Source organism: Actinomadura napierensis, assembly GCF_039529375.1.
Classification (GTDB): domain Bacteria; phylum Actinomycetota; class Actinomycetes; order Streptosporangiales; family Streptosporangiaceae; genus Spirillospora; species Spirillospora napierensis.
Map to the genome: position 1 here is coordinate 38,651 of NZ_BAAAMR010000003.1, position 17,809 is coordinate 56,459.

The 17,809-nt window shown below is 72.5% G+C and carries 17 protein-coding genes; 14 read left to right on the forward strand and 3 right to left on the reverse strand.

What is annotated here, in order from left to right:
• Positions 1–12: 12 nt before the first annotated feature.
• Positions 13–810, reverse strand: a complete 798-nt coding sequence (locus ABD296_RS02940) for an enoyl-CoA hydratase/isomerase family protein (protein WP_344261080.1) — start codon at positions 808–810, stop codon at positions 13–15.
• 66 nt (positions 811–876) lie between these two features.
• Positions 877–1,269 (reverse strand): ArsR/SmtB family transcription factor, encoded by a 393-nt coding sequence (locus ABD296_RS02945; RefSeq protein ID WP_344261082.1) that lies wholly within the window; start codon positions 1,267–1,269, stop codon positions 877–879.
• A gap of 245 nt (positions 1,270–1,514) precedes the next feature.
• On the opposite strand from ABD296_RS02945, the gene ABD296_RS02950 reads away from it, so the two are divergent.
• The 14 genes from ABD296_RS02950 to ABD296_RS03015 all read left to right on the forward strand — a co-directional run bounded on the left by ABD296_RS02950 (position 1,515) and on the right by ABD296_RS03015 (position 16,808).
• Positions 1,515–2,654, forward strand: a complete 1,140-nt coding sequence (locus ABD296_RS02950; RefSeq protein WP_344261084.1) for an acyl-CoA dehydrogenase family protein — start codon at positions 1,515–1,517, stop codon at positions 2,652–2,654.
• A gap of 19 nt (positions 2,655–2,673) precedes the next feature.
• Positions 2,674–3,906 (forward strand): acyl-CoA dehydrogenase family protein, encoded by a 1,233-nt coding sequence (locus ABD296_RS02955; protein ID WP_344261086.1) that lies wholly within the window; start codon positions 2,674–2,676, stop codon positions 3,904–3,906.
• Positions 3,907–3,937: 31 nt separating this feature from the next.
• The gene (locus tag ABD296_RS02960; protein ID WP_344261088.1) at positions 3,938–5,428 is read left to right on the forward strand and encodes a class I adenylate-forming enzyme family protein; all 1,491 of its coding nucleotides are present in this window, start codon (positions 3,938–3,940) and stop codon (positions 5,426–5,428) included.
• A 56-nt stretch (positions 5,429–5,484) separates the two neighbouring features.
• Positions 5,485–6,255 (forward strand): SDR family NAD(P)-dependent oxidoreductase, encoded by a 771-nt coding sequence (locus ABD296_RS02965; protein WP_344261090.1) that lies wholly within the window; start codon positions 5,485–5,487, stop codon positions 6,253–6,255.
• Between the two features lie 183 nt (positions 6,256–6,438).
• Positions 6,439–7,656 carry a CaiB/BaiF CoA transferase family protein gene (locus tag ABD296_RS02970; protein ID WP_344261405.1) on the forward strand — a complete coding sequence of 406 codons (1,218 nt, stop codon included), beginning with the start codon at positions 6,439–6,441 and terminating at the stop codon, positions 7,654–7,656.
• Positions 7,653–8,489, forward strand: coding sequence for an NAD(P)-dependent oxidoreductase (locus ABD296_RS02975; protein ID WP_344261092.1), 837 nt, complete (start codon positions 7,653–7,655; stop codon positions 8,487–8,489). The genes ABD296_RS02970 and ABD296_RS02975 overlap by 4 nt, the downstream gene beginning before the upstream one ends.
• Positions 8,490–8,574: 85 nt before the next feature.
• The gene (locus ABD296_RS02980; protein WP_344261095.1) at positions 8,575–10,035 is read left to right on the forward strand and encodes an aldehyde dehydrogenase family protein; all 1,461 of its coding nucleotides are present in this window, start codon (positions 8,575–8,577) and stop codon (positions 10,033–10,035) included.
• A gap of 79 nt (positions 10,036–10,114) precedes the next feature.
• Positions 10,115–10,975, forward strand: a complete 861-nt coding sequence (locus ABD296_RS02985) for a mycofactocin-coupled SDR family oxidoreductase (protein WP_344261097.1) — start codon at positions 10,115–10,117, stop codon at positions 10,973–10,975.
• A gap of 30 nt (positions 10,976–11,005) precedes the next feature.
• Positions 11,006–11,197, forward strand: coding sequence for a ferredoxin (locus tag ABD296_RS02990; protein WP_151591954.1), 192 nt, complete (start codon positions 11,006–11,008; stop codon positions 11,195–11,197).
• Positions 11,198–11,221: 24 nt separating this feature from the next.
• Positions 11,222–12,592 (forward strand): cytochrome P450, encoded by a 1,371-nt coding sequence (locus tag ABD296_RS02995; RefSeq protein WP_344261103.1) that lies wholly within the window; start codon positions 11,222–11,224, stop codon positions 12,590–12,592.
• A gap of 64 nt (positions 12,593–12,656) precedes the next feature.
• On the forward strand, positions 12,657–14,324 hold the full coding sequence (locus ABD296_RS03000) for a thiolase C-terminal domain-containing protein (RefSeq protein ID WP_344261105.1): 1,668 nt from the start codon (positions 12,657–12,659) through the stop codon (positions 14,322–14,324).
• A gap of 98 nt (positions 14,325–14,422) precedes the next feature.
• The gene (locus tag ABD296_RS03005; RefSeq protein WP_344261107.1) at positions 14,423–14,713 is read left to right on the forward strand and encodes a hypothetical protein; all 291 of its coding nucleotides are present in this window, start codon (positions 14,423–14,425) and stop codon (positions 14,711–14,713) included.
• Positions 14,713–15,924, forward strand: coding sequence for an NAD(P)/FAD-dependent oxidoreductase (locus ABD296_RS03010; protein WP_344261109.1), 1,212 nt, complete (start codon positions 14,713–14,715; stop codon positions 15,922–15,924). The genes ABD296_RS03005 and ABD296_RS03010 overlap by 1 nt, the downstream gene beginning before the upstream one ends.
• Positions 15,921–16,808, forward strand: a complete 888-nt coding sequence (locus ABD296_RS03015; protein WP_344261112.1) for an LLM class flavin-dependent oxidoreductase — start codon at positions 15,921–15,923, stop codon at positions 16,806–16,808. The genes ABD296_RS03010 and ABD296_RS03015 overlap by 4 nt, the downstream gene beginning before the upstream one ends.
• 59 nt (positions 16,809–16,867) lie before the next feature.
• Here ABD296_RS03015 and ABD296_RS03020 read toward each other — a convergent pair whose 3' ends face one another.
• A complete protein-coding gene (locus ABD296_RS03020) occupies positions 16,868–17,746 on the reverse strand; it encodes an acyl-CoA thioesterase (protein ID WP_344261115.1) in 879 nt (292 codons plus the stop codon).
• Positions 17,747–17,809: the final 63 nt, after the last annotated feature.

Genomic DNA, 17,809 nt, shown 5'->3' on the forward strand with positions numbered 1-17,809 from the left:
AGCCGGCCCCGGTCACCGGCCGCGGAACCGCGGCGCCCTTTTCTCCTGGAAGGCGGCGATGCCCTCGTGCAGGTCCGAGGTCGTGAGGGTGATCGGCTGGGCGAGCGCCTCCCACTGCAGGGACGCCTCCAGGCCGACCGCCGACCGCTCCAGGCCGTTCTTGGTCAGCCGCGTGGCGATCGGTGCGGCTTCGGCGATGCGCGCGGCGACCGCGAGCGAGTGCTCCAGCCCGTCGTCGGCGACGTCGTTCACGAGCCCCCAGTCCAACGCCTGGTCCGGGGGGACCTCGCGTCCGGTGTAGAGCATGTCGCGGGCCCGGGTGATCCCGATCGCCTCGGGCAGCAGCCAGGTCGCCGCCATCCCGCCGTGGGTCCCGCGGAAGACGAACGGGGTACTGAACCGCGCGTCCGGCCCGGCGAACCGCAGGTCGCAGGCCAGGGCCAGGCAGACGCCCGCGCCCACGGCCGGCCCGTTGACGGCGGCGACGACGGGGAACGGGAGGTCGCGCGGCCGCAACCAGCTCCGGTAGAAGGGCAGCATGCGCTCCCGCAGCCGGTCGATGGTGACGTCCTCGGCCTCGTCGCGGGTGAGCCAGGACAGGTCGGCACCCGAGGAGAAGCAGCCGCCCTGCCCGGTCACGACGAGAACGCGGGTCTCCCTGTCGGCGGCCACCGCGTCGATGGCCCGGTCCCAGTCCCGGGTCATCTCCTCGGTCATCGCGTTGCGCACGCCCGGCCGGTTGAGCGTGATCATGCGCACGCCCGGTCCCGGCTCGGTGAGCAGTACCGCGTCGCTGGAGTCGGCCGCCACCCGTCGATCCCTTCTGCCGCCAGAGCGGACACGTTACCGGAGGCCCGGCCGGAAGCAGGTGAGGTGCTACCAGGTGATGAGAGGGGCGCCGGAGTCCGCCTCGGCCGCGGCGGCCGGCTCCTCCCGGTCCGCGGCGGCGCGGCGGACCGGGTCGCCGGCGGTGCCCGCGGCGGGGGGCGAGCCGGGTGCCAGCGGCCATAGCTGCTCGATCACCTGGCGCAGGATGTCCCGGCGCAGCGAGTAGAAGTAGTTGCGGCCCCGCTTGTGCACCTCGATCAGCCCGGCCTGGGTGAGGATCTTGGTGTGGTAGGAGATCGTGGGCTTGGAGACGGGGAGGGTGTCCTCCAGGACGCTGCAGGGGAACTCCTCCTCCTGCGCGACCTGCTGGATGATGCTCCACCGGATCGGATCGGCCAGCGCTTTGAAGATCTCCGTCGGGGCGATCGGCTCGCGAGGCATCACACCTTCTCCTTGCTCTGCACGGTTCTAACATTCGCCAACCATGAATGTAGTCGAGGCGACGGTGATGCCGCGCACGTCCCGGGGCCGCGGAGCTATTATTCGATAGATTGACAACCTTTTCAATGTCGTGTTCAGTGAGGTCGTGTCCCGAGCGGCGGTCCACCCGCGCCCCGTCGTGATCCCCGGGTCGCGGGAGGCGTGCGCCGCCGGTCGCCTTGAGGACGATGTGAGAGGGAGTCTCGATGGAACTGGCGCTCTCGCCTGATCAGAAGCTCTTCCGGACCTCGGCCAGAGGGCTCCTGGAGGAGGAGCACTCCCTGGACCGCGTCCGGGAGATGAAGGACGGCGAGCCCCGCTGGAGCCGGGACTGGTGGCGCAGGGGAGCGGAGCTCGGCTGGGCGGCGGCGCTGGTCCCCGAGGAACTCGGGGGCGGGAGCGTGTCCGGTGAAGGAGTGCGCGACCTCGCCCTCCTGGCGGAGGAACTGGGCGCCGACGTCGCTCCCGGGCCGCTGCTCCCGGTCAACGTCGTGCTCGCCGGTCTGGTCGAGGCGCACGGGCAGGGTCCCGATCACACCGCGGAGATCGAGGCGCTGGCGGCGGGGGAGAGCATCGCGACCTGGGCGGTCTACGGGCCCGGCCGGGAATGGTCGCCGTCGGAACCGGACGTCACCGCGACGCCCGTGGACGGCGGCTTCGTCCTCGACGGGGCCAAGGACCGGGTCCAGGACGCCGACCAGGCCGACCTTCTGCTGATCACCGCCGCGACTCCGGACGGCGTCGCCCAGTTCCTGATCCCGGCCGAGACCGACGGCGTGTCGATCGCCCCGCAGTGGACGGTCGACCTGTCCCGATCGTTCAGCGAAGTCCGGTTCGACGGCGTACGCGTCGGCGCCGGCACCCTGGTCGGCGAGCCGGGAACCGAGCCGGGGGCCGGGCGGGTCATCGAGCGCCAGCTCCAGATCGCCGCGGTGATCCAGTGCGCGGAGGTCACCGCCGTTCTGGACCGGGCGTTCGGCATGACCCTGCAATGGACCTTCGATCGGCACTCGTTCGGCCGTCCGCTGGCGTCCTACCAGGCGCTCAAGCACCGGCTCGCCGACATGCGCACCTCGCTGGAGGCGTGCCACGCCACGACGCAGGCCGCGGCCGCCGCCGTCCAGGCGGACGGGCCCGACGCGGCCCGGTCGGTCAGTGTGGCCAAGTCCTTCGTGGGGCAGCGGTCGCTGCCGATGCTCCAGGAGTGCGTGCAGCTGCACGGCGGACTCGGGGTGACCTGGGAGCACGACCTGCACCTGTTCCTGCGGCGGGCGGTCCTCGACCGGGCCGTGTACGGAACCCCTCGGGACCACCGCCTCCGCCTCGCCGACCTCGCCTCCCTGTGACGCGCCGAAGGGCTGAACCATGACGATCGAGAGCATCGAGTCCTTCCGCGGCCGGGCCCGTACGTGGCTGGCCGGGAACATGCCGCGGACGGCCGGCCAGGGGCCGGCGCCCATCGTCGAAGACGACAGCCACGAATGGCAGTGGGCCCGCGAACTGCAGAAGAAGCTGTACGCCGGGGGCTTCGCAGGCATCTGCTTCCCGAAGGAGTACGGCGGCCTCGGCCTGACGCCGGCGCATCAGCAGGCCTTCAACGAGGAGAGCGAAGGCTACGAGATGCCGTTGCTGCTGAACTCGCCGACGTTCAGCATCTGCGCACCGACCCTCCTGGACATGGGCACCGAGGAGCAGAAGCGGGAGCGGATCGGCGCGGCCATCCGCGGCGAGGAGATCATGTGCCAGTTCCTCTCCGAGCCCGGCGGCGGGTCCGACCTGGCCGGCGTGCGCACCCGCGCCGACCGGGACGGTGACCACTTCGTCCTCAGCGGCGCCAAGATCTGGAGTACCTCCGCGTACGCGGCCGACTGGGGGCTGTGCCTCGCGCGCACCGACTGGGACGTGCCGAAGCACCACGGGCTGACGATGTTCCTCGTCTCCACGAGGGCCCCGGGCGTCACGATCAACCGCATCCGCATGGTCAACGGCAACCGGGAGTTCTGCGAGGAGTTCTTCGACGACGTGCGGCTTCCGGCGTCGGCCGTCGTCGGCGAGGTCGGCGACGGCTGGAGGGTCGCCTCCCAGCAGCTCTACCACGAACGCTCCGCCATGGGCGGCGGCTCGCCCTACACGTCCGGCAGGGGGCAGCCGGCGATCATGCCCGGGGCGACCCCGGTCGAGGTCGCGGCGGCGCTGGGCCGGACTGACGACCCGCGGGTGCGCGAGCTGCTCGGCGAGTACCTCGCGCTGAACGAGGTGGCGGAGCAGACGTCCGCCCGCGTCACGCGGGCGATCGAGGCGGGAGTCCTCCCGCCGACGGCCGCCTCGATGCTGCGGCTGCTCACCGCCGAGGCGTCCCACCTGCGCCATGACCTCGCCGTCGAGATCGCGGGGGCGAACGTCGCGACCGGCGTCGGCAACGACGAGGGGATCCAGGGGCGGGCGGCCATCGGGTTCCTCATGCGCCAGGCCGCCAGCCTCGGCGGCGGCAGCGACGAGATGTCCCGCAACGTCGTCGGCGAGCGGGTGCTCGGCATGCCGCGCGAGCACGCCCCGGACCGGGGCGTTCCCTTCAAGCAGGTCAGGAACGGTCGTTGACGCGCATGCGACGGCAGGGGGTGCCGCTTCGATGAACCTCGCGATGGTCTTGCAGATGGTGGCCGACGGGACGGCCGACCGCGTCCTGCTCGGGGACCGCACCGCCGGCCTGACCGGCGCGGGCCTGCGGGAGCGGGCGGCCATCGGCGCCGCCCGGATCCGCGAGAAGGGCGCGGAGCCGCTGGTGTATCTGGGGCCGAACGGTCCGGGGTTCCCGGTGGCGTTGTTCGCCGCGGCCCTGGCGGGGGTCCCGTCCCTGCCGGTCAACTACCGGCTCGGCACCGAGCAGTTGGCCGAGGTGATGGGCCGGCACGCCGACCCGCTCGTGGTGACCGACACGCCCGAACGGGTCCCCGGTGCGCGGACCATCGGGCTGGACGAGTTCCTGGCCCTGCCACCCGCCACCACGGCGGGGGCGGAACCGGATGCGGACGCTGTGGCGGTGCTGCTGATGACCAGCGGCACCACCGCCGCGCCCAAGAGCGCCGTGCTGCGCCACCGCCACCTGGCGGCGTACCTGTTCGGGTCGGTGGAGTTCGGATCGGTGCCCGACACCGACGCGGCCCTGGTCAGCGTCCCCCCGTACCACATCGCCGCGGTCGCCAACGCGCTGTCGAACCTCTACAGCGGCCGCCGCATCGTCTACCTCGACCGGTTCAGCCCCGGCGAATGGCTCGACGTCGTCGAGGACCAGCAGATCACCCACGCCATGGTCGTGCCCACCATGCTCGCCCGCATCGTCACCGAACTCCGCGCCCGCGGAACGCAGGGGCCCGCGTGCCTGAAGTCCCTGTCCTACGGCGGCGCCAAGATCGCACCCCAGGTCGTCCAGGAGGCGCTGAAGCTCTTCCCCGGCACCGGGTTCGTCAACGCCTACGGGTTGACCGAGACGGCGTCGTCGATCGCCGTGCTCACCCCCGACGACCACCGGACCGCGGCCGGCGGCTCCGATCCCGGTGTCCGGGCCCGGCTGGGCTCGGTGGGACGGGCGCTGCCGTCGGTGGAGATCCGCGTCGAGGACGACGGCGGACGGCCGTGCGCCGCGCACGTCGTCGGCGACATCCTGGTGCGCGGACCCCAGGTCGCCGGCGAGTACCTGGAGGCCGGCACCCGCGTCCGCGACGACGGCTGGTTCCCCACCCGCGACCGCGGCCACCTCGACCGCGACGGCTACCTCTTCGTCCAGGGCCGCGCCGACGACACCATCATCCGCGGCGGCGAGAACATCGCCCCCGCCGAGATCGAGGACGTCCTCGCCGCGCATCCCGCCGTCGCCGAATGCGTCGTCGCCGGTGTGCCGGACCTGGAGTGGGGCCAGCGGATCGGCGCGTTCGTCGTGCGCCGCCCAGGGACCGAGGTCGGTCCGGACGAGCTGCGGACCTGGGTCCGCGAACGGCTTCGCGGGTCCAAGACCCCCGACCAGGTGGAGTTCGTCGACGAGTTCCCGACGACCCCGACCGGCAAGGTGCTGCGCCGCGAACTCGTCGCACTCGTCACGGAGTCCGGTTCCGCCGCGGTCTGAGGCGCTCCGGCGTCCATCCCGACATCGCGTTCAAGAAGGCTTCAGAAGGAGAGAGCATGAACCTCGAAGGTGCATCGGCGCTGGTCGTAGGAGGCGCGGGTGGTTTCGGCTCCGCCACCGTGCGGCGGCTGGCGGCCACGGGCGTCAAGGTCGTGATCGCGGACCTGGCGGAGGACAAGGGCAAGGCGCTCGAATCCGAGCTCGGGGCCGACCGGGTGCGCTTCCTGGCCACCGACGTCACCAGCGAGGACTCCATGGCCGAGGCGGTCGCGGCCGCCCGGGACCTGGGCGTGCTGCGCGTCGGGGTCGCGGTTCACGGCGGGCCCGCAGCGGCGCGCCGGATCGTGAACCGCAAGGGCGAGTTCTATCCGTTGGAGACGTTCCGCCGCACCACCGACGTGTTCCTGGGCGGCACGTACAACGTGCTCAGTCAGACGGCGGCTGCGATGACCCGGAACGAGCCTCTTGAATCCGGCCAGCGCGGGGTCGTCGTCATGACGTCGTCGATCGCCGGGTACGAGGGACAGGTCGGCCAGACCGACTACGCCGCGGCGAAGGGCGGCGTCATCAGCCTGACCCTCACCGCCGCTCGCGATCTGGCGCCGACCGGTGTGCGCGTGGTGTCCATCGCGCCCGGCACCTTCTACACGCCCGCCTACGGCGTGACCGAGGAAGTGGCGCAGGAGCAGTGGGGCAAGGGCGTGCCGAACCCCAAGCGGATGGGCCACGCCGACGAGTACGCGCGGCTGGCGATGCACATCGTCGACAACGACTACCTCAACGGAGAGGTCATCCGCATCGACGGCGCGCTCCGCTTCAACGTCTGAGCCGAGGGCCCGGCGACGCTTGTCGGATATCAGTTTGATAGTTATAGTTTTGTCGAAACAAGGGTGTGTCCGGCGTCACATCCCCCGCAGGCCGGACGCGGCTCCGCCGCTCCCCGCCCGTCGGCGCCGGCCCCCGGCCGGCCCAGCGACAGGAAACCGAGGTCTCGTCCCGTGGTGAAACCGATGGAGGGCATCCGGGTCCTCGAAGTCGCCCAGTTCACCTTCGTGCCGTCCGCCGGAGCCGTCCTCGCGGACTGGGGCGCCGACGTCATCAAGGTCGAGCACGCCGAGAAGGGCGACGCCCAGCGCGGCATCGTCAAGGTCTTCAGCCAGGGCGTCGGCTCCGACGGCTCGTCCTTCTCGGCGATGATGGACGGTCCCAACCGCGGCAAGCGCAGCGTCGGCCTGGCCCTGGAGAAGCCCGAGGCCAAGCCGGTCCTGGAGGAGCTGATCAGGACCAGCGACGTCTTCCTGACCAACTTCCTGCCGAGGGCCAGGGCCAAGCTGGGCATCGACGCCGACGCCGTCCGCGAGATCAACCCGAACATCGTCTACGCGGTCGGCTCGGGGTTCGGGCACAGCGGCCCGGACGCCGACAAGGGCGGCTACGACTCCACGGCCTTCTGGGCGCGGGCCGGCACCGCCGACTCCGCCACCGCGCCCGGTGCCGAGTACCTCGTCAACCAGCCGGGCGGCGCGTTCGGCGACAACATCGGCGGGATGACCATCGCCGGCGGGATCGCGGCGGCGCTGTTCGCCCGGGACCGGACCGGCGTCGCGCCGACCGTGGACATCTCCCTCCTCGGCGTCGGCGCGTGGGCGAACCAGATGAGCGTGAACCTGGCGCTCGCGAGCGGCGGGCCCCTGCCCAAGATCGACCCGGTGGCCTCGCGCGCCAGCAACCCGCTGACCGCCGTGTACCGGACGGCCGACGACCGGTGGATCTCGGTGTCCATGCTCCAGCCCGGCCGGTACTTCCCGGAGTTCGCCGAGCGGCTCGGCCGTCCGGAACTCGCCTCCGACGAACGGTTCGACTCGGCCGAGAAGCTGATGGCCAACGCGGCCGAGGCGGCGGAGATCATCGCCGAGGCGATCCAGGGCCGCACCAAGGACGAGTGGGTCGCGGCCTTCGACGGCATGGAAGGCCAGTGGGCGGTCGTGCAGAACACGTTCGAGGTCGGTCACGACCCGGCCCTGCGGGCGGTCGGGCAGATCGCCGACGTGGTCGACGCGGAAGGCCTGCCCCGGGAGCTCGTCGCGAGCCCCGTCCAGTTCGACCGGGAGGCCCCGGAGCTCACGCGCGGCCCGCTGTTCGCCGAGCACACCGACGAGGTCCTGCGGGAGCTGGGGCTGAGCGACGAGGAGCTGCTGAACCTCAAGATCGCGGGAGCGGTGACATGACGTCCGGCCAGGGGCCGCGGGTCGGTTTCATCGGCCTCGGCAGCCAGGGCGGGCCGATGGCCCGCCGGATCGCCGAGGCCGGGTTCCCGGTCACGCTGTGGGCCCGCCGGCCCGAGACCCTCGCGCCCTTCGCCGGCACCGGCGCCCGGACCGCCGCCTCTCCCGCGGACCTGGCGGCCGCCAGCGACCTCGCCTGCGTGTGCGTGGTGGACGACGCCGGCGTGGAGCAGGTCGTCGCGGGCCCCGGGGGCCTGCTGGAGGGAATGCGCTCCGGCAGGACGATCGCGGTGCACAGCACCGTCCATCCGGACACCTGCCGGCGGCTCGCCGAGACGGCCGCGGCCCGAGGCGTCGCGCTGCTGGACGCACCGGTCAGCGGGGGAGGGCCCGCCGCCGAAGCGGGCCGCCTGCTGGTGATGGTCGGAGGCGACGACGCCGTGGCGGAACGCTGCCGCCCGGTCTTCCAGACCTACGGGGACCCGGTCGTCCACCTCGGCCCCGTCGGCTCCGGGCAGCGCGCCAAACTCGTCAACAACCTGCTGCTGGCCGCCAACCTCGCGGTCGCCGAAAGCGCGTTCGCCCTGGCCCGGAGCATCGACGTGGACCCGGCCCGGCTCTCCATCGTCCTCGCGAACGGCTCCGGCGCGAGCTTCGGCGCGGGCCTGCTGCCAGGAGTGGGGTTCTCGCTGGCGACGCTCGGCGAGCACGCCGGGCCGCTCCTGCAGAAGGACACGCGGATCGTCGCGGAGCTGGCCGAGGCCGCCGGAACCGATGCGGCCACGGTCTTCGACGCGGCCGACGCGGCGCTGGAATCGATGGGGCGCGCACGGTGAGCGCCCCGCACGGCCCCGAGAACGCTCTCCTGGACGCCTCGGCCGCCTCCCTCCACCCCACCTCGAACGGAACGGAAGCCGCGCAGTGAACGCACTCGGCGAGCGCATGCTCGTGAACGGCGAGCTGGTGACGGCCGCGGACGGCCGCACCTTCGACAACCTCAACCCGGCCACCGAGGCCGTCATCGGCGCGGTCCCCGAGGCCGGCGTCACCGGCGTCGAACGCGCGATCGGCGCGGCGCGGCGGGCCTTCGACGGCACCGACTGGTCGACGAACACCGGCCTGCGGCGCCGCTGCCTCGTGCAACTGCGCGACGCGCTGCGGGCGAACGTCGAGGCGCTCCGCTCCCTCCTCGTGGCGGAGGGCGGCATGCCGGTGAGCCAGACCTCCGGGATCGCGCTCGAGGAGGCGATCGGCTACATCGACCACTACATCGGGCTCCTGGACACCTACGAGTGGGAGCGGTCGATCCCCACCAAGGCCGTCTTCGGGATGCCGGCGGACCGGATCATCCGGCGGGAGGCGGCCGGCGTGGTCGCGGCCATCACGCCGTGGAACTATCCCGTCTACCTGAGTCTGTGCAAGGTGAGCGCCGCGCTCGCCGCGGGCTGCACGGTCGTCCTCAAACCGGCGCCCGACACGCCCGCGAGCGTGCTGGCCATCGGGGAGATCGCCGCCGGGCACACCGACATCCCGCCCGGCGTCCTCAACGTGGTGACCACGAACGACAACGGCGTCGCGCAGCTGCTGGCGTCCCACCCCGACGTCGACGCCGTCACGCTGACCGGATCGACCGCCACCGGGCGCAAGGTCATGGCCGCGGCCGCCGGCACCGTCAAGCGGGTGACCCTCGAACTCGGCGGCAAGTGCGCGGCGGTCTTCCTCGACGACGCGCCCCTGGAGCTGATCGTCCCGGCCATGGCGGGCGCGGTGTGCACCCACGCCGGGCAGGGCTGCACGCAGATGACCCGGCTCCTGGTCCCGCGCGCCGGGTTGGACGCCGCGGTCGACCTCGCCCGGACGGCCATGGAGCAGGTGAAGTGGGGCGACCCGACCGACCCGGAGAACATCATGGGCCCGGTCGTCAACGCCGCGCAGCGCGACAGGATCCTCGGCTACTACGAGTCCGCCGCCCGCGACGGCCGCGTCGTCCTCGGCGGCAAGCCCACCGACCGCTTCGACCGCGGCTACTTCGTCGAACCCACGCTCATCACCGACGTGGCGCCCGAGTCCCCCGTCGCGCAGGAGGAGATCTTCGGGCCGGCGCTGGTGATCCTGCCCTACGACGGCGACGACGACGCCGTCCGCATCGCCGACGGCACGATCTTCGGTCTGTCGACCGCCGTCTTCGGAAACCCGGAGCGGGCGATGGCCCTGGCCCGGCGCTTCCGGACCGGGACGGTCAGCGTGAACGGTGCCCAGTGGTTCGACGTCGAGTCGCCGTTCGGCGGTTACAAGCAGAGCGGTCTCGGACGCGAGTGGGGCACCGAGGGCCTGGAGGACTTCCTCGAGGTCAAGACCATCGCCTTCCCCGCCTCCGGCTGAACGCCCGCCGGCCCGGCGGAGACGCCGAGGGCACGTGCGCATCGCCCCCCGCCCACCACCCCAGGAAGGAAGTCTCGACATGGGACGAGTCGATGGCAAGGTCGCCTTCATCACCGGAGCCGGCCGCGGGCAGGGCCGCAGCCACGCGGTCCGGCTGGCCGAGGAGGGCGCCGACATCATCGCGGTGGATCTCTGCCGCGACATCGCGAGCAACAAGTACCCGCTCAGCAGCGCCGACGACCTGAAGGAGACCGTCCGGCTGGTCGAGGCCACCGGGCGGAGGATCGTGGCGGCGCAGGCGGACGTCCGCGACCGGGTTCGCCTGGACGAGGTCGTCCGGCAGGGCGTCGGGGAACTCGGCCGGCTCGACGTGGTGGTCGCCCAGGCGGGGATCATGCCGCTGTTCGGCGAGCCGCTGCTGGAGGCGTGGACGGACGTGATCGACACCAACCTCGTCGGCGTCATCAACGCGATCCATGTGGCGATCCCGCACCTGACCGACGGCGCCTCGATCACCGCGACCGGATCGGCCGCGGCGTTCATGGTCGGCCAGCAGGTCGCCGAGCCGGGCAAGGACCCCGGCGGCGCCGGCTACCAGTACTCCAAGTTCGCGGTGGGGCAGTTCGTCCACGAACTGGCGCGCAACCTGGCGCCGAGGATGATCCGCGTCAACGGCGTGCACCCCACCAACTGCGACACCGGCATGCTGAACAGCGACCCGATGTACCGGGTCTTCCGCCCCGACCTGGAGAACCCGACCCGCGAGGACGCGCTGCTCGCCTTCCCGGCGCAGCAGGCGATGCCGATCCCCTACATCGACCCGCTCGACGTCAGCAACGCGGTCCTCTTCCTCGCCTCCGACGAGTCGCGCTACGTCACCGGTCTCCAGATGCGCGTCGACGCCGGCTCCTACCTGAAGTTCCACGACTTCCACGCCTGACCGATTCCATCTCCGACCAGGGAGTTCACCGTGAAGGTACGAGTCGACCCTGAGGTCTGCCAGGGGCACACGCTGTGCGCGATGAACGCGCCCGACCTGTTCGCCCTCCGGGATGAGGACGGCCACGCGTACGCCGTCGACGAGGAGGTGCCCGCCGGCAAGGAGGACCTGGCCAGGGACGCCGCCCGCACCTGCCCCGAACAGGCGATCGTCCTGTCCTGACCCGCCTCGACCAGTTGAGGGACCATGAGCAACGACGATCCTCGAGACACCGAACGCGCCGAGCACACCATCAGCCTGGACCGGCACTCCCCGCGGTACCGCCTCGAGTTCGAGCGCCTCGCGACGGAGTTCCATGCCAGGTGCCCCGTCGCCTGGAACGACACCCACGGCGGCTACTGGTTCGCCAACGGCAACAAGGAGCTGTTCGACCTCGCGCGGCGGGCCGACCTGCTGTCCAACGAGAACGACGTCGCCGGTACCCGCCGCGGCTACCAGGGGATCAGCATCCCTGCCTCCCCGGATCCCGCGACCCGCACCCAGGGCGGATTCCTGGAGATGGACCCGCCGGACCAGCGCTACTACCGCCAGGCCCTGAACCCCTACCTGTCGCCGGCCGCGATCGAGCGGTGGAAGCCGGTGATCGAGGAGCTGACCCGCGCCTGCCTCGACGAGAGGATCGAGACGGGCCGGATCGACTTCGTCGACGACCTCGCCAACATCGTGCCCGCGGTGTTCACGCTGGCGATGCTCGGCATGCCCCTGAAGGACTGGGACGTCTACTGCGAGCCCACGCACGCCGCGGTCTACACCCCGCCGGGCTCGCCGGACCATCCTCGGGTGCTCCAGCTTCAGAGGCGCATGAGCATGCACATGATGGAGGTCATGAAGCGGATCCGGGAGGAGCCGCGCCCCGGGCTGATCAATGAGCTGGTCACGATGAAGGTGGGGGACCGTACACCGGACGACACCGAGATCGTCGGCGTCATCATGCTCATCATCGGCGGCGGGTTCGACACCACCACCGCGCTGACCGCCCACTCCCTGGAGTGGCTGTCGGAGCATCCCGGCGAGCGGGAACGGCTGAGCCGCGAACGGGACGCGCTGCTCGACAGCGCCACCGAGGAGTTCCTGCGGTTCTACACCCCGGCCCAGGGCGACGGGCGCACGGTCACCCAGGACTGCGAGGTCAACGGGACCGAGTTCAGGGAGGGCGAGCGGCTCTGGCTCTCCTGGGCGATGGCCAACCGGGACGCGAAGGTGTTCGAGGACCCGCACACCGTCCGCCTCGACCGGAAGGGGAACCGGCACAGCAGTTTCGGGCTGGGCATCCACCGGTGCATCGGGTCCAACGTGGCGCGCGCGGTGTTCAAGTCCATGCTCACCGCGGTGCTGGACCGGATGCCGGACTTCGTGTGCGACCCCGGCGGTGCCGTCCACTACGACACGACGGGCGTCATCAACGGCATGAAGCACCTCCCGGCGACCTTCACGCCGGGCGAGCGGCTGGGGCCCGGCCTGGACGAGACGATCGAGCGGATGCAGCGGATCTGCGACGAGCAGCGCCTCGCCGAACCGGTCACCGTCCGCAAGGCGCGGGCGAAGCTGCGGGACTGACCCGAGCGACCCGAAGGGAGCGTGCGGTGGTGTACTCGGTGGCCGACGTGCGGAGGGGCGGTCGATGAGCGCGGAAGGACGTCCGCTCCCTCTGGTGACGCCGTGGAACGCGTTCTTCTGGACGTCCGGGGCCGACGGTGTCCTGCGGATCCAGGAGTGCGGGTCGTGCTCCGCGCTCGTCCACCCGCCGAAGCCGGTGTGCCCGTACTGCTCGGGCTCCGAGACGGGGGTCCGGGCGGTGTCGGGCTTCGGCACGCTGTTCGGGTTCACCGTCAGCCACCGGTTCCGTCTCCCGGGCCTGCCCTCCCCGTACATCGTCGCCCAGGTCGCGCTCGACGAGGACCCGCGGGTCCGGCTGACCACGCGCCTGGTGGACTGCGAGGCGGACGACGCGCGGCTCGGGATGCGGATGGAGGTGACCTTCGAGCAGGTCGAGGACGTCTGGCTGCCGCTCTTCCGGCCGGCGGCGGAACAGCCGGAGCGACCGGCCCCGCCGCCGCCCGAGGAGACGCCGCCCGAACGTGTGCGCGCCCTCGTCCGCCCCATGCGGGGCGCGCGCAAGTTCGAGGACGACGTCGTCCTGTCCGGCATCGGCAGGTCGGAGATCGGGCGCCGGCTGATGCGCGATCCGCTCGCCCTCACCGTCGACGCCTGCCGGGCGGCGGTGGCGGACGCGGGCCTGACGATGGACGACGTCGACGGCCTGTCGACCTATCCCGGCGGAGGGCTGGAGCACGGTATCGGGGAGGGCGGCGTCACCGCGCTCGAAGCGGCGTTGCGCGTGCGTCCGACCTGGTTCAACGGCGGCGGCGAGACGTTCGGCCCCGGCGGCTCGGTGATCGCCGCGATGCTCGCGGTCTCCTCCGGCCTCGCCCGCCACGTCCTGTGCTTCCGCACGGTCTGGGAGGCGACCCATACCCGGTTGCTGCAGGAGGGACGGCTCGGCATGGCGTCCGGGCGCGTCCCGGGCGACATGGGGTGGGGCATGCCGTTCGGCGCGACCTCGGCCGCGCACGTCCTGGCGCAGACGGCCGGCCGCTACTTCGACCGCTACGGCGCGACCAGGGAGACGCTCGGGTGGATCGCGCTCAACCAGCGCGCCAACGCCGCGCTCGATCCGACCGCGGTCTACCGCGATCCGCTCACGATGGACGACTACCTGAACGCGCGGACGATCACCACGCCGTTCGGCCTGTACGACTGCGACGTCCCGTGCGACGGGGCGGTCGCCGTCGTCGTCTCCGCGGCCGACACGGCCGGCGACCTGCGCGCGCGTCCGGTGCGCGTCGAGGCCGTCGGCACCCAGATCGTCGAGCGGATGGAGTGGGACCAGAGCACGGCGACGCACGAACCGCAGGTCCTGGGGCCGTCGGCGCACCTGTGGACGCGCACCTCGCTGCGGCCGGACGACGTCGACGTGGCCGAGCTGTACGACGGCTTCACGTTCAACTGCCTGTCGTGGATCGAGGCCCTGGGCTTCTGCGGGATCGGCGAGGCCAAGGACTTCCTGGACGGCGGCAAGAACATCGCCCGTGACGGCGTCCTGCCCCTCAACACCCACGGCGGCCAGCTGTCGCACGGCCGGACCCACGGCATGGGGCTGGTGTACGAGGCCGTCGCCCAGCTGCGCGGCGAAGCGGGAGAACGGCAGATCGGCGGTGCGCGGGTCGCGGTGGTGAGCAGCGGAGGACTCACCCCCAGCGGGGTCATGCTGCTGCGCGCCGACGGCTGACCGCGCGCGGGACGCCGGCCCCACCGCCCCCTGACGGGTGCTCGCCACCGCGGAAGAACGCAAGAAATCAGAGATGGGAGCACACGATGAAATTGCGAGTGGGACAGACCCTGAAGAGCGTCGTGGACGCGACCTCGGTGGTCGTGATCAAGAGCCCCGGAGGTGACGCCGCCGTGACCTGCGGCGGCCACGAGATGACGGAGCAGCCCGGCGAACCGGTGCCGGCCGCCGACGGGGACGACGGGCCGGGGCTGATGCTCGGCAAGCGCTACACCGTGGAGGGGACGGAGATCGAGCTGCTGTGCTCCCACGGCGGCCGGTACGCGGTCGCCGTCGACGGTGTGGTGGTCGAGCAGAAGTCGGCCAAGCCTCTCCCCGCGTCGGACTGATGGCGGCCGGGGAACGGGCGGCGGCGCCCGGACATGTGGTGGTCGTGGGCGCCGGCATCGGCGGGCTGCGCACGGTCGAGGCGCTGCGTTCGGGCGGGTACGCGGGGCGGCTCACGCTGATCGGCGCCGAGCAGCACCCGCCCTACGACCGGCCTCCGCTGTCGAAGCAGATCCTCGAGGGACGGTGGGAGCCCGAGCGGGCGATCCTCCGCGACCGCGCCGGCCTGGCGGACCTGGACGTCGCGGTACGGCTGGGCACGCGCGCCGTGGCGCTGCGCGGGACGACGGTCGACCTGGACGACGGCGAGAGCGTCACCGGCGACGCCGTGGTCGTCGCGACGGGGCTCGTCCCGCGCAGGATGCCGCACCAGCCGGACGGCGTGGCGTCCCTGCGGACCCTCGACGACGTCCTCGCCCTGCGCAAGGCGTTCGAGTCCGCCGAGTCGCTGATCATCGTGGGCGGGGGCTTCATCGGGGCGGAGGTCGCCTGCGCCGCCCGCCGCAGGGGCATCGCCGTCACCGTGCTCGAAGCGCTGGGGTCGCCCTGCGAGCGGGTCCTGGGACGCGAGGTCGGCGGGCTCGCGGCCCGGCTCTTCCAGGAGGCGGGGATCGACCTGCGGCTCGGGGCGCGGATCCTGCGGATGCCCGACGGGCGCACGATCGAGTTCGCGGACGGGACGCGGCTGTCGGCCGACGTGGTCCTGGCGAGCGTCGGCGGGATCCCGGACCTCACCTGGCTCGGCGGCGCGGGGCTGCGCATCCGGGACGGGCTCGCCTGCGACGCCCGCGGCCGCGCCATCGGCATGACCGGCGTCTGGGCCGTGGGGGACGCGGCCGCCTGGTGGGACCCGGTCACCGGCGAGCACCACCGCGCGGAGCACTGGAGCACCGTGACCGAGCACGCCAAGCGGGTCGCCCGCGACATCCTCGGAGCCGAGCTCCCGGCTCCCTCCCCGCCCTACGTCTGGTCCGACCAGTTCGACCTCAAGCTGCAGGTCGCCGGCCGGACGGGGAACGCGGACGAGGTCGTCGCCCTGCACGGTTCGGGGCTGGAGGGAGGCCCGGTCAAGGGCACCGTCGCCGGGTACTTCACCGGTGACGTGCTGAGCGGCGTCGTCGCGTTCGGCGCCCCCGCGCCGTTCATGCGATTCCGGTCCCTCGTCGCGTCCGGCGCCGACCGCTCGGCGGTCCTCGAGGAGGCACGGCGATGACCGGCCGGGCACAGGCGGGCATCTACCTGCCGCAGGCACGGATGGACCTCGCGACCATCGAAGCGCGCGCACGGGCGGCGGAGGAGGCCGGATTCCACTCCGCCTGGTTCATGGACCACCTCTCGCCCCCGGCCGACCGCGGCCTGCCCATGCTCGACGCCTGGACGGTCGCCACGGCGATCGCGGTGCGGACCGAGCGGCTGCACGTGGGGCACCTCGTGCTGTGCACGGAGTTCCGCCATCCCGCGATGCTCGCGAAGATGGCCGCGAGCCTCGACGTCGTGTCCGGAGGGCGGTTCGAACTCGGGCTGGGGTGGGGATCGGTCGCCCGTGAGCTCACCGACTACGGCTTCACCGGCGCGGGCCCCTCGGTGCGCGCCGAACGGCTCGGCGAGACCATCGACATCCTCCGCGCGCTGTGGACGGGGGAGCCGGTCGACTTCGACGGGAAGCACTGGACGCTCCGGGACGCGATCTGCCGTCCCCGCCCCGTCTCCGGCCAGGTGCCCGTGCACATCGGCGGGGCGGGGCCCAAGCTCACGCTGCCGCTGGTCGCCCGCTCGGCCGACTGGTGGAACTGCCCGTCGAGTGCCGCGGACCGGATCGCCGAACTGCGTCCGTCGATCGGCTCGGCGCGCGTCTCGGTGCAGCATCCGATCGGGCTCGCCCCGTCCACGGCCGCGCGGGACGAGGTCGTGGAACTCGCGCGGCGGCGTTTCGGCGCGTGGGGCGGGCTGGTCGCCGGGACGCCGGACGAGGTCGCCGCGGCGCTGCGCTCCGAGCGCGAGGCCGGGGCGGAGCTGTTCATCTGCCAGTTCCACGACTTCGGCCGCCCCGAGTCGTCGCGGCTCTTCGCCGAAGAGGTCCTCCCCGCGCTCGGCTGACCCCGCTCGGGGTGCCGATGAGGCGCGGACGCCGGCACCCCGAGCGGTCCCGCCCGGTGTCACAACCGGGACTCGACCGGTGCCGAAGCCGCCCGCCCGCCGACCGAGAGGACCCGGATCATGGCGTCCTGGGTGAACGAGGCGATGAGGCGCCCGTCCTCGGTAAGCACCTGGCCGCGCACATGACTCATGCCCGCGCCCGCATAGGTGCTCTCGTGGTGGTAGCGGATCCAGCCGTCCCAGCCGAGGGGCTCGTGGAACGCCACCCCGATGCCCATGGGTGCGGTCGAGAGGCTGTGGTGCGCCTGGGACGTGCCGACCCCGGTGTGCGGGCGCATCGAGGTGGAGATGGACAGCGGCCCGGTGAACTGGGCCAGCAGCGCGCGGCGGAGGTCGTCGCGCTCGGGCACGGCGTCGTAGCGCAGCCAGGCGTCCACGACGGGCGGCCCGACCTCCTCGGGATCGTTGAGATCGCGGACGCCTTCGAGGCGCACCTCCCTGCCCTGCATCGGCATCCGGGCGGGGTTCGCCGCGCCGGGGCCCCCGGCCGGCTCGCCCGTCCACCGATCGTGCCTGATGACGTCCGGCTGCGGCCGGTCCAGCAGCAGGGTGACGGTCGAGCGGATCCGGTCGTTCTGCGCGACGGCGACCGTGGCGCTGGCGAAGGAGCGGCCGGCCTGGACCGGCGTGACGGTGAACTCGAGGGGGAGCGCCGGGTCGGCCACGGAGACGAACAGGCCGTGCGCGGTGCGGACGGTCCGGCCGGGCAGGGCCTTGCTCACGGCCACGACCGCCTGGGCGAGCATCTGGCTGCCCTCGACCACCTGGCGCCCCTCGTCGAAGCTGTCCCCGCGGAACCGGCGCGGTCCGTCGGGTCCGTCGTCGACCGCCTCCACGTCGAAGATGCCGATCATCTGCTGCAGTGTCGCCTCGGTCATGCCCGCACTCCTTCACCCGCGTCCGGCATGGGCCGTCCGCGGCCCCCCGGTTGCGATCCGGAT

Coding starts and splice junctions, on each gene's coding strand:
- ABD296_RS03010 (WP_344261109.1), top strand. CDS start 14,713: ATGGCGGCCGGGGAACGGGCGGCGGCGCCCGGACATGTGGTGGTCGTG.
- ABD296_RS02960 (WP_344261088.1), top strand. CDS start 3,938: ATGAACCTCGCGATGGTCTTGCAGATGGTGGCCGACGGGACGGCCGAC.
- ABD296_RS03020 (WP_344261115.1), bottom strand. CDS start 17,746: ATGACCGAGGCGACACTGCAGCAGATGATCGGCATCTTCGACGTGGAG.
- ABD296_RS02985 (WP_344261097.1), top strand. CDS start 10,115: ATGGGACGAGTCGATGGCAAGGTCGCCTTCATCACCGGAGCCGGCCGC.
- ABD296_RS02965 (WP_344261090.1), top strand. CDS start 5,485: ATGAACCTCGAAGGTGCATCGGCGCTGGTCGTAGGAGGCGCGGGTGGT.
- ABD296_RS02955 (WP_344261086.1), top strand. CDS start 2,674: ATGACGATCGAGAGCATCGAGTCCTTCCGCGGCCGGGCCCGTACGTGG.
- ABD296_RS02975 (WP_344261092.1), top strand. CDS start 7,653: ATGACGTCCGGCCAGGGGCCGCGGGTCGGTTTCATCGGCCTCGGCAGC.
- ABD296_RS02945 (WP_344261082.1), bottom strand. CDS start 1,269: ATGCCTCGCGAGCCGATCGCCCCGACGGAGATCTTCAAAGCGCTGGCC.
- ABD296_RS02970 (WP_344261405.1), top strand. CDS start 6,439: ATGGAGGGCATCCGGGTCCTCGAAGTCGCCCAGTTCACCTTCGTGCCG.
- ABD296_RS03000 (WP_344261105.1), top strand. CDS start 12,657: ATGAGCGCGGAAGGACGTCCGCTCCCTCTGGTGACGCCGTGGAACGCG.
- ABD296_RS02995 (WP_344261103.1), top strand. CDS start 11,222: ATGAGCAACGACGATCCTCGAGACACCGAACGCGCCGAGCACACCATC.
- ABD296_RS02950 (WP_344261084.1), top strand. CDS start 1,515: ATGGAACTGGCGCTCTCGCCTGATCAGAAGCTCTTCCGGACCTCGGCC.
- ABD296_RS03015 (WP_344261112.1), top strand. CDS start 15,921: ATGACCGGCCGGGCACAGGCGGGCATCTACCTGCCGCAGGCACGGATG.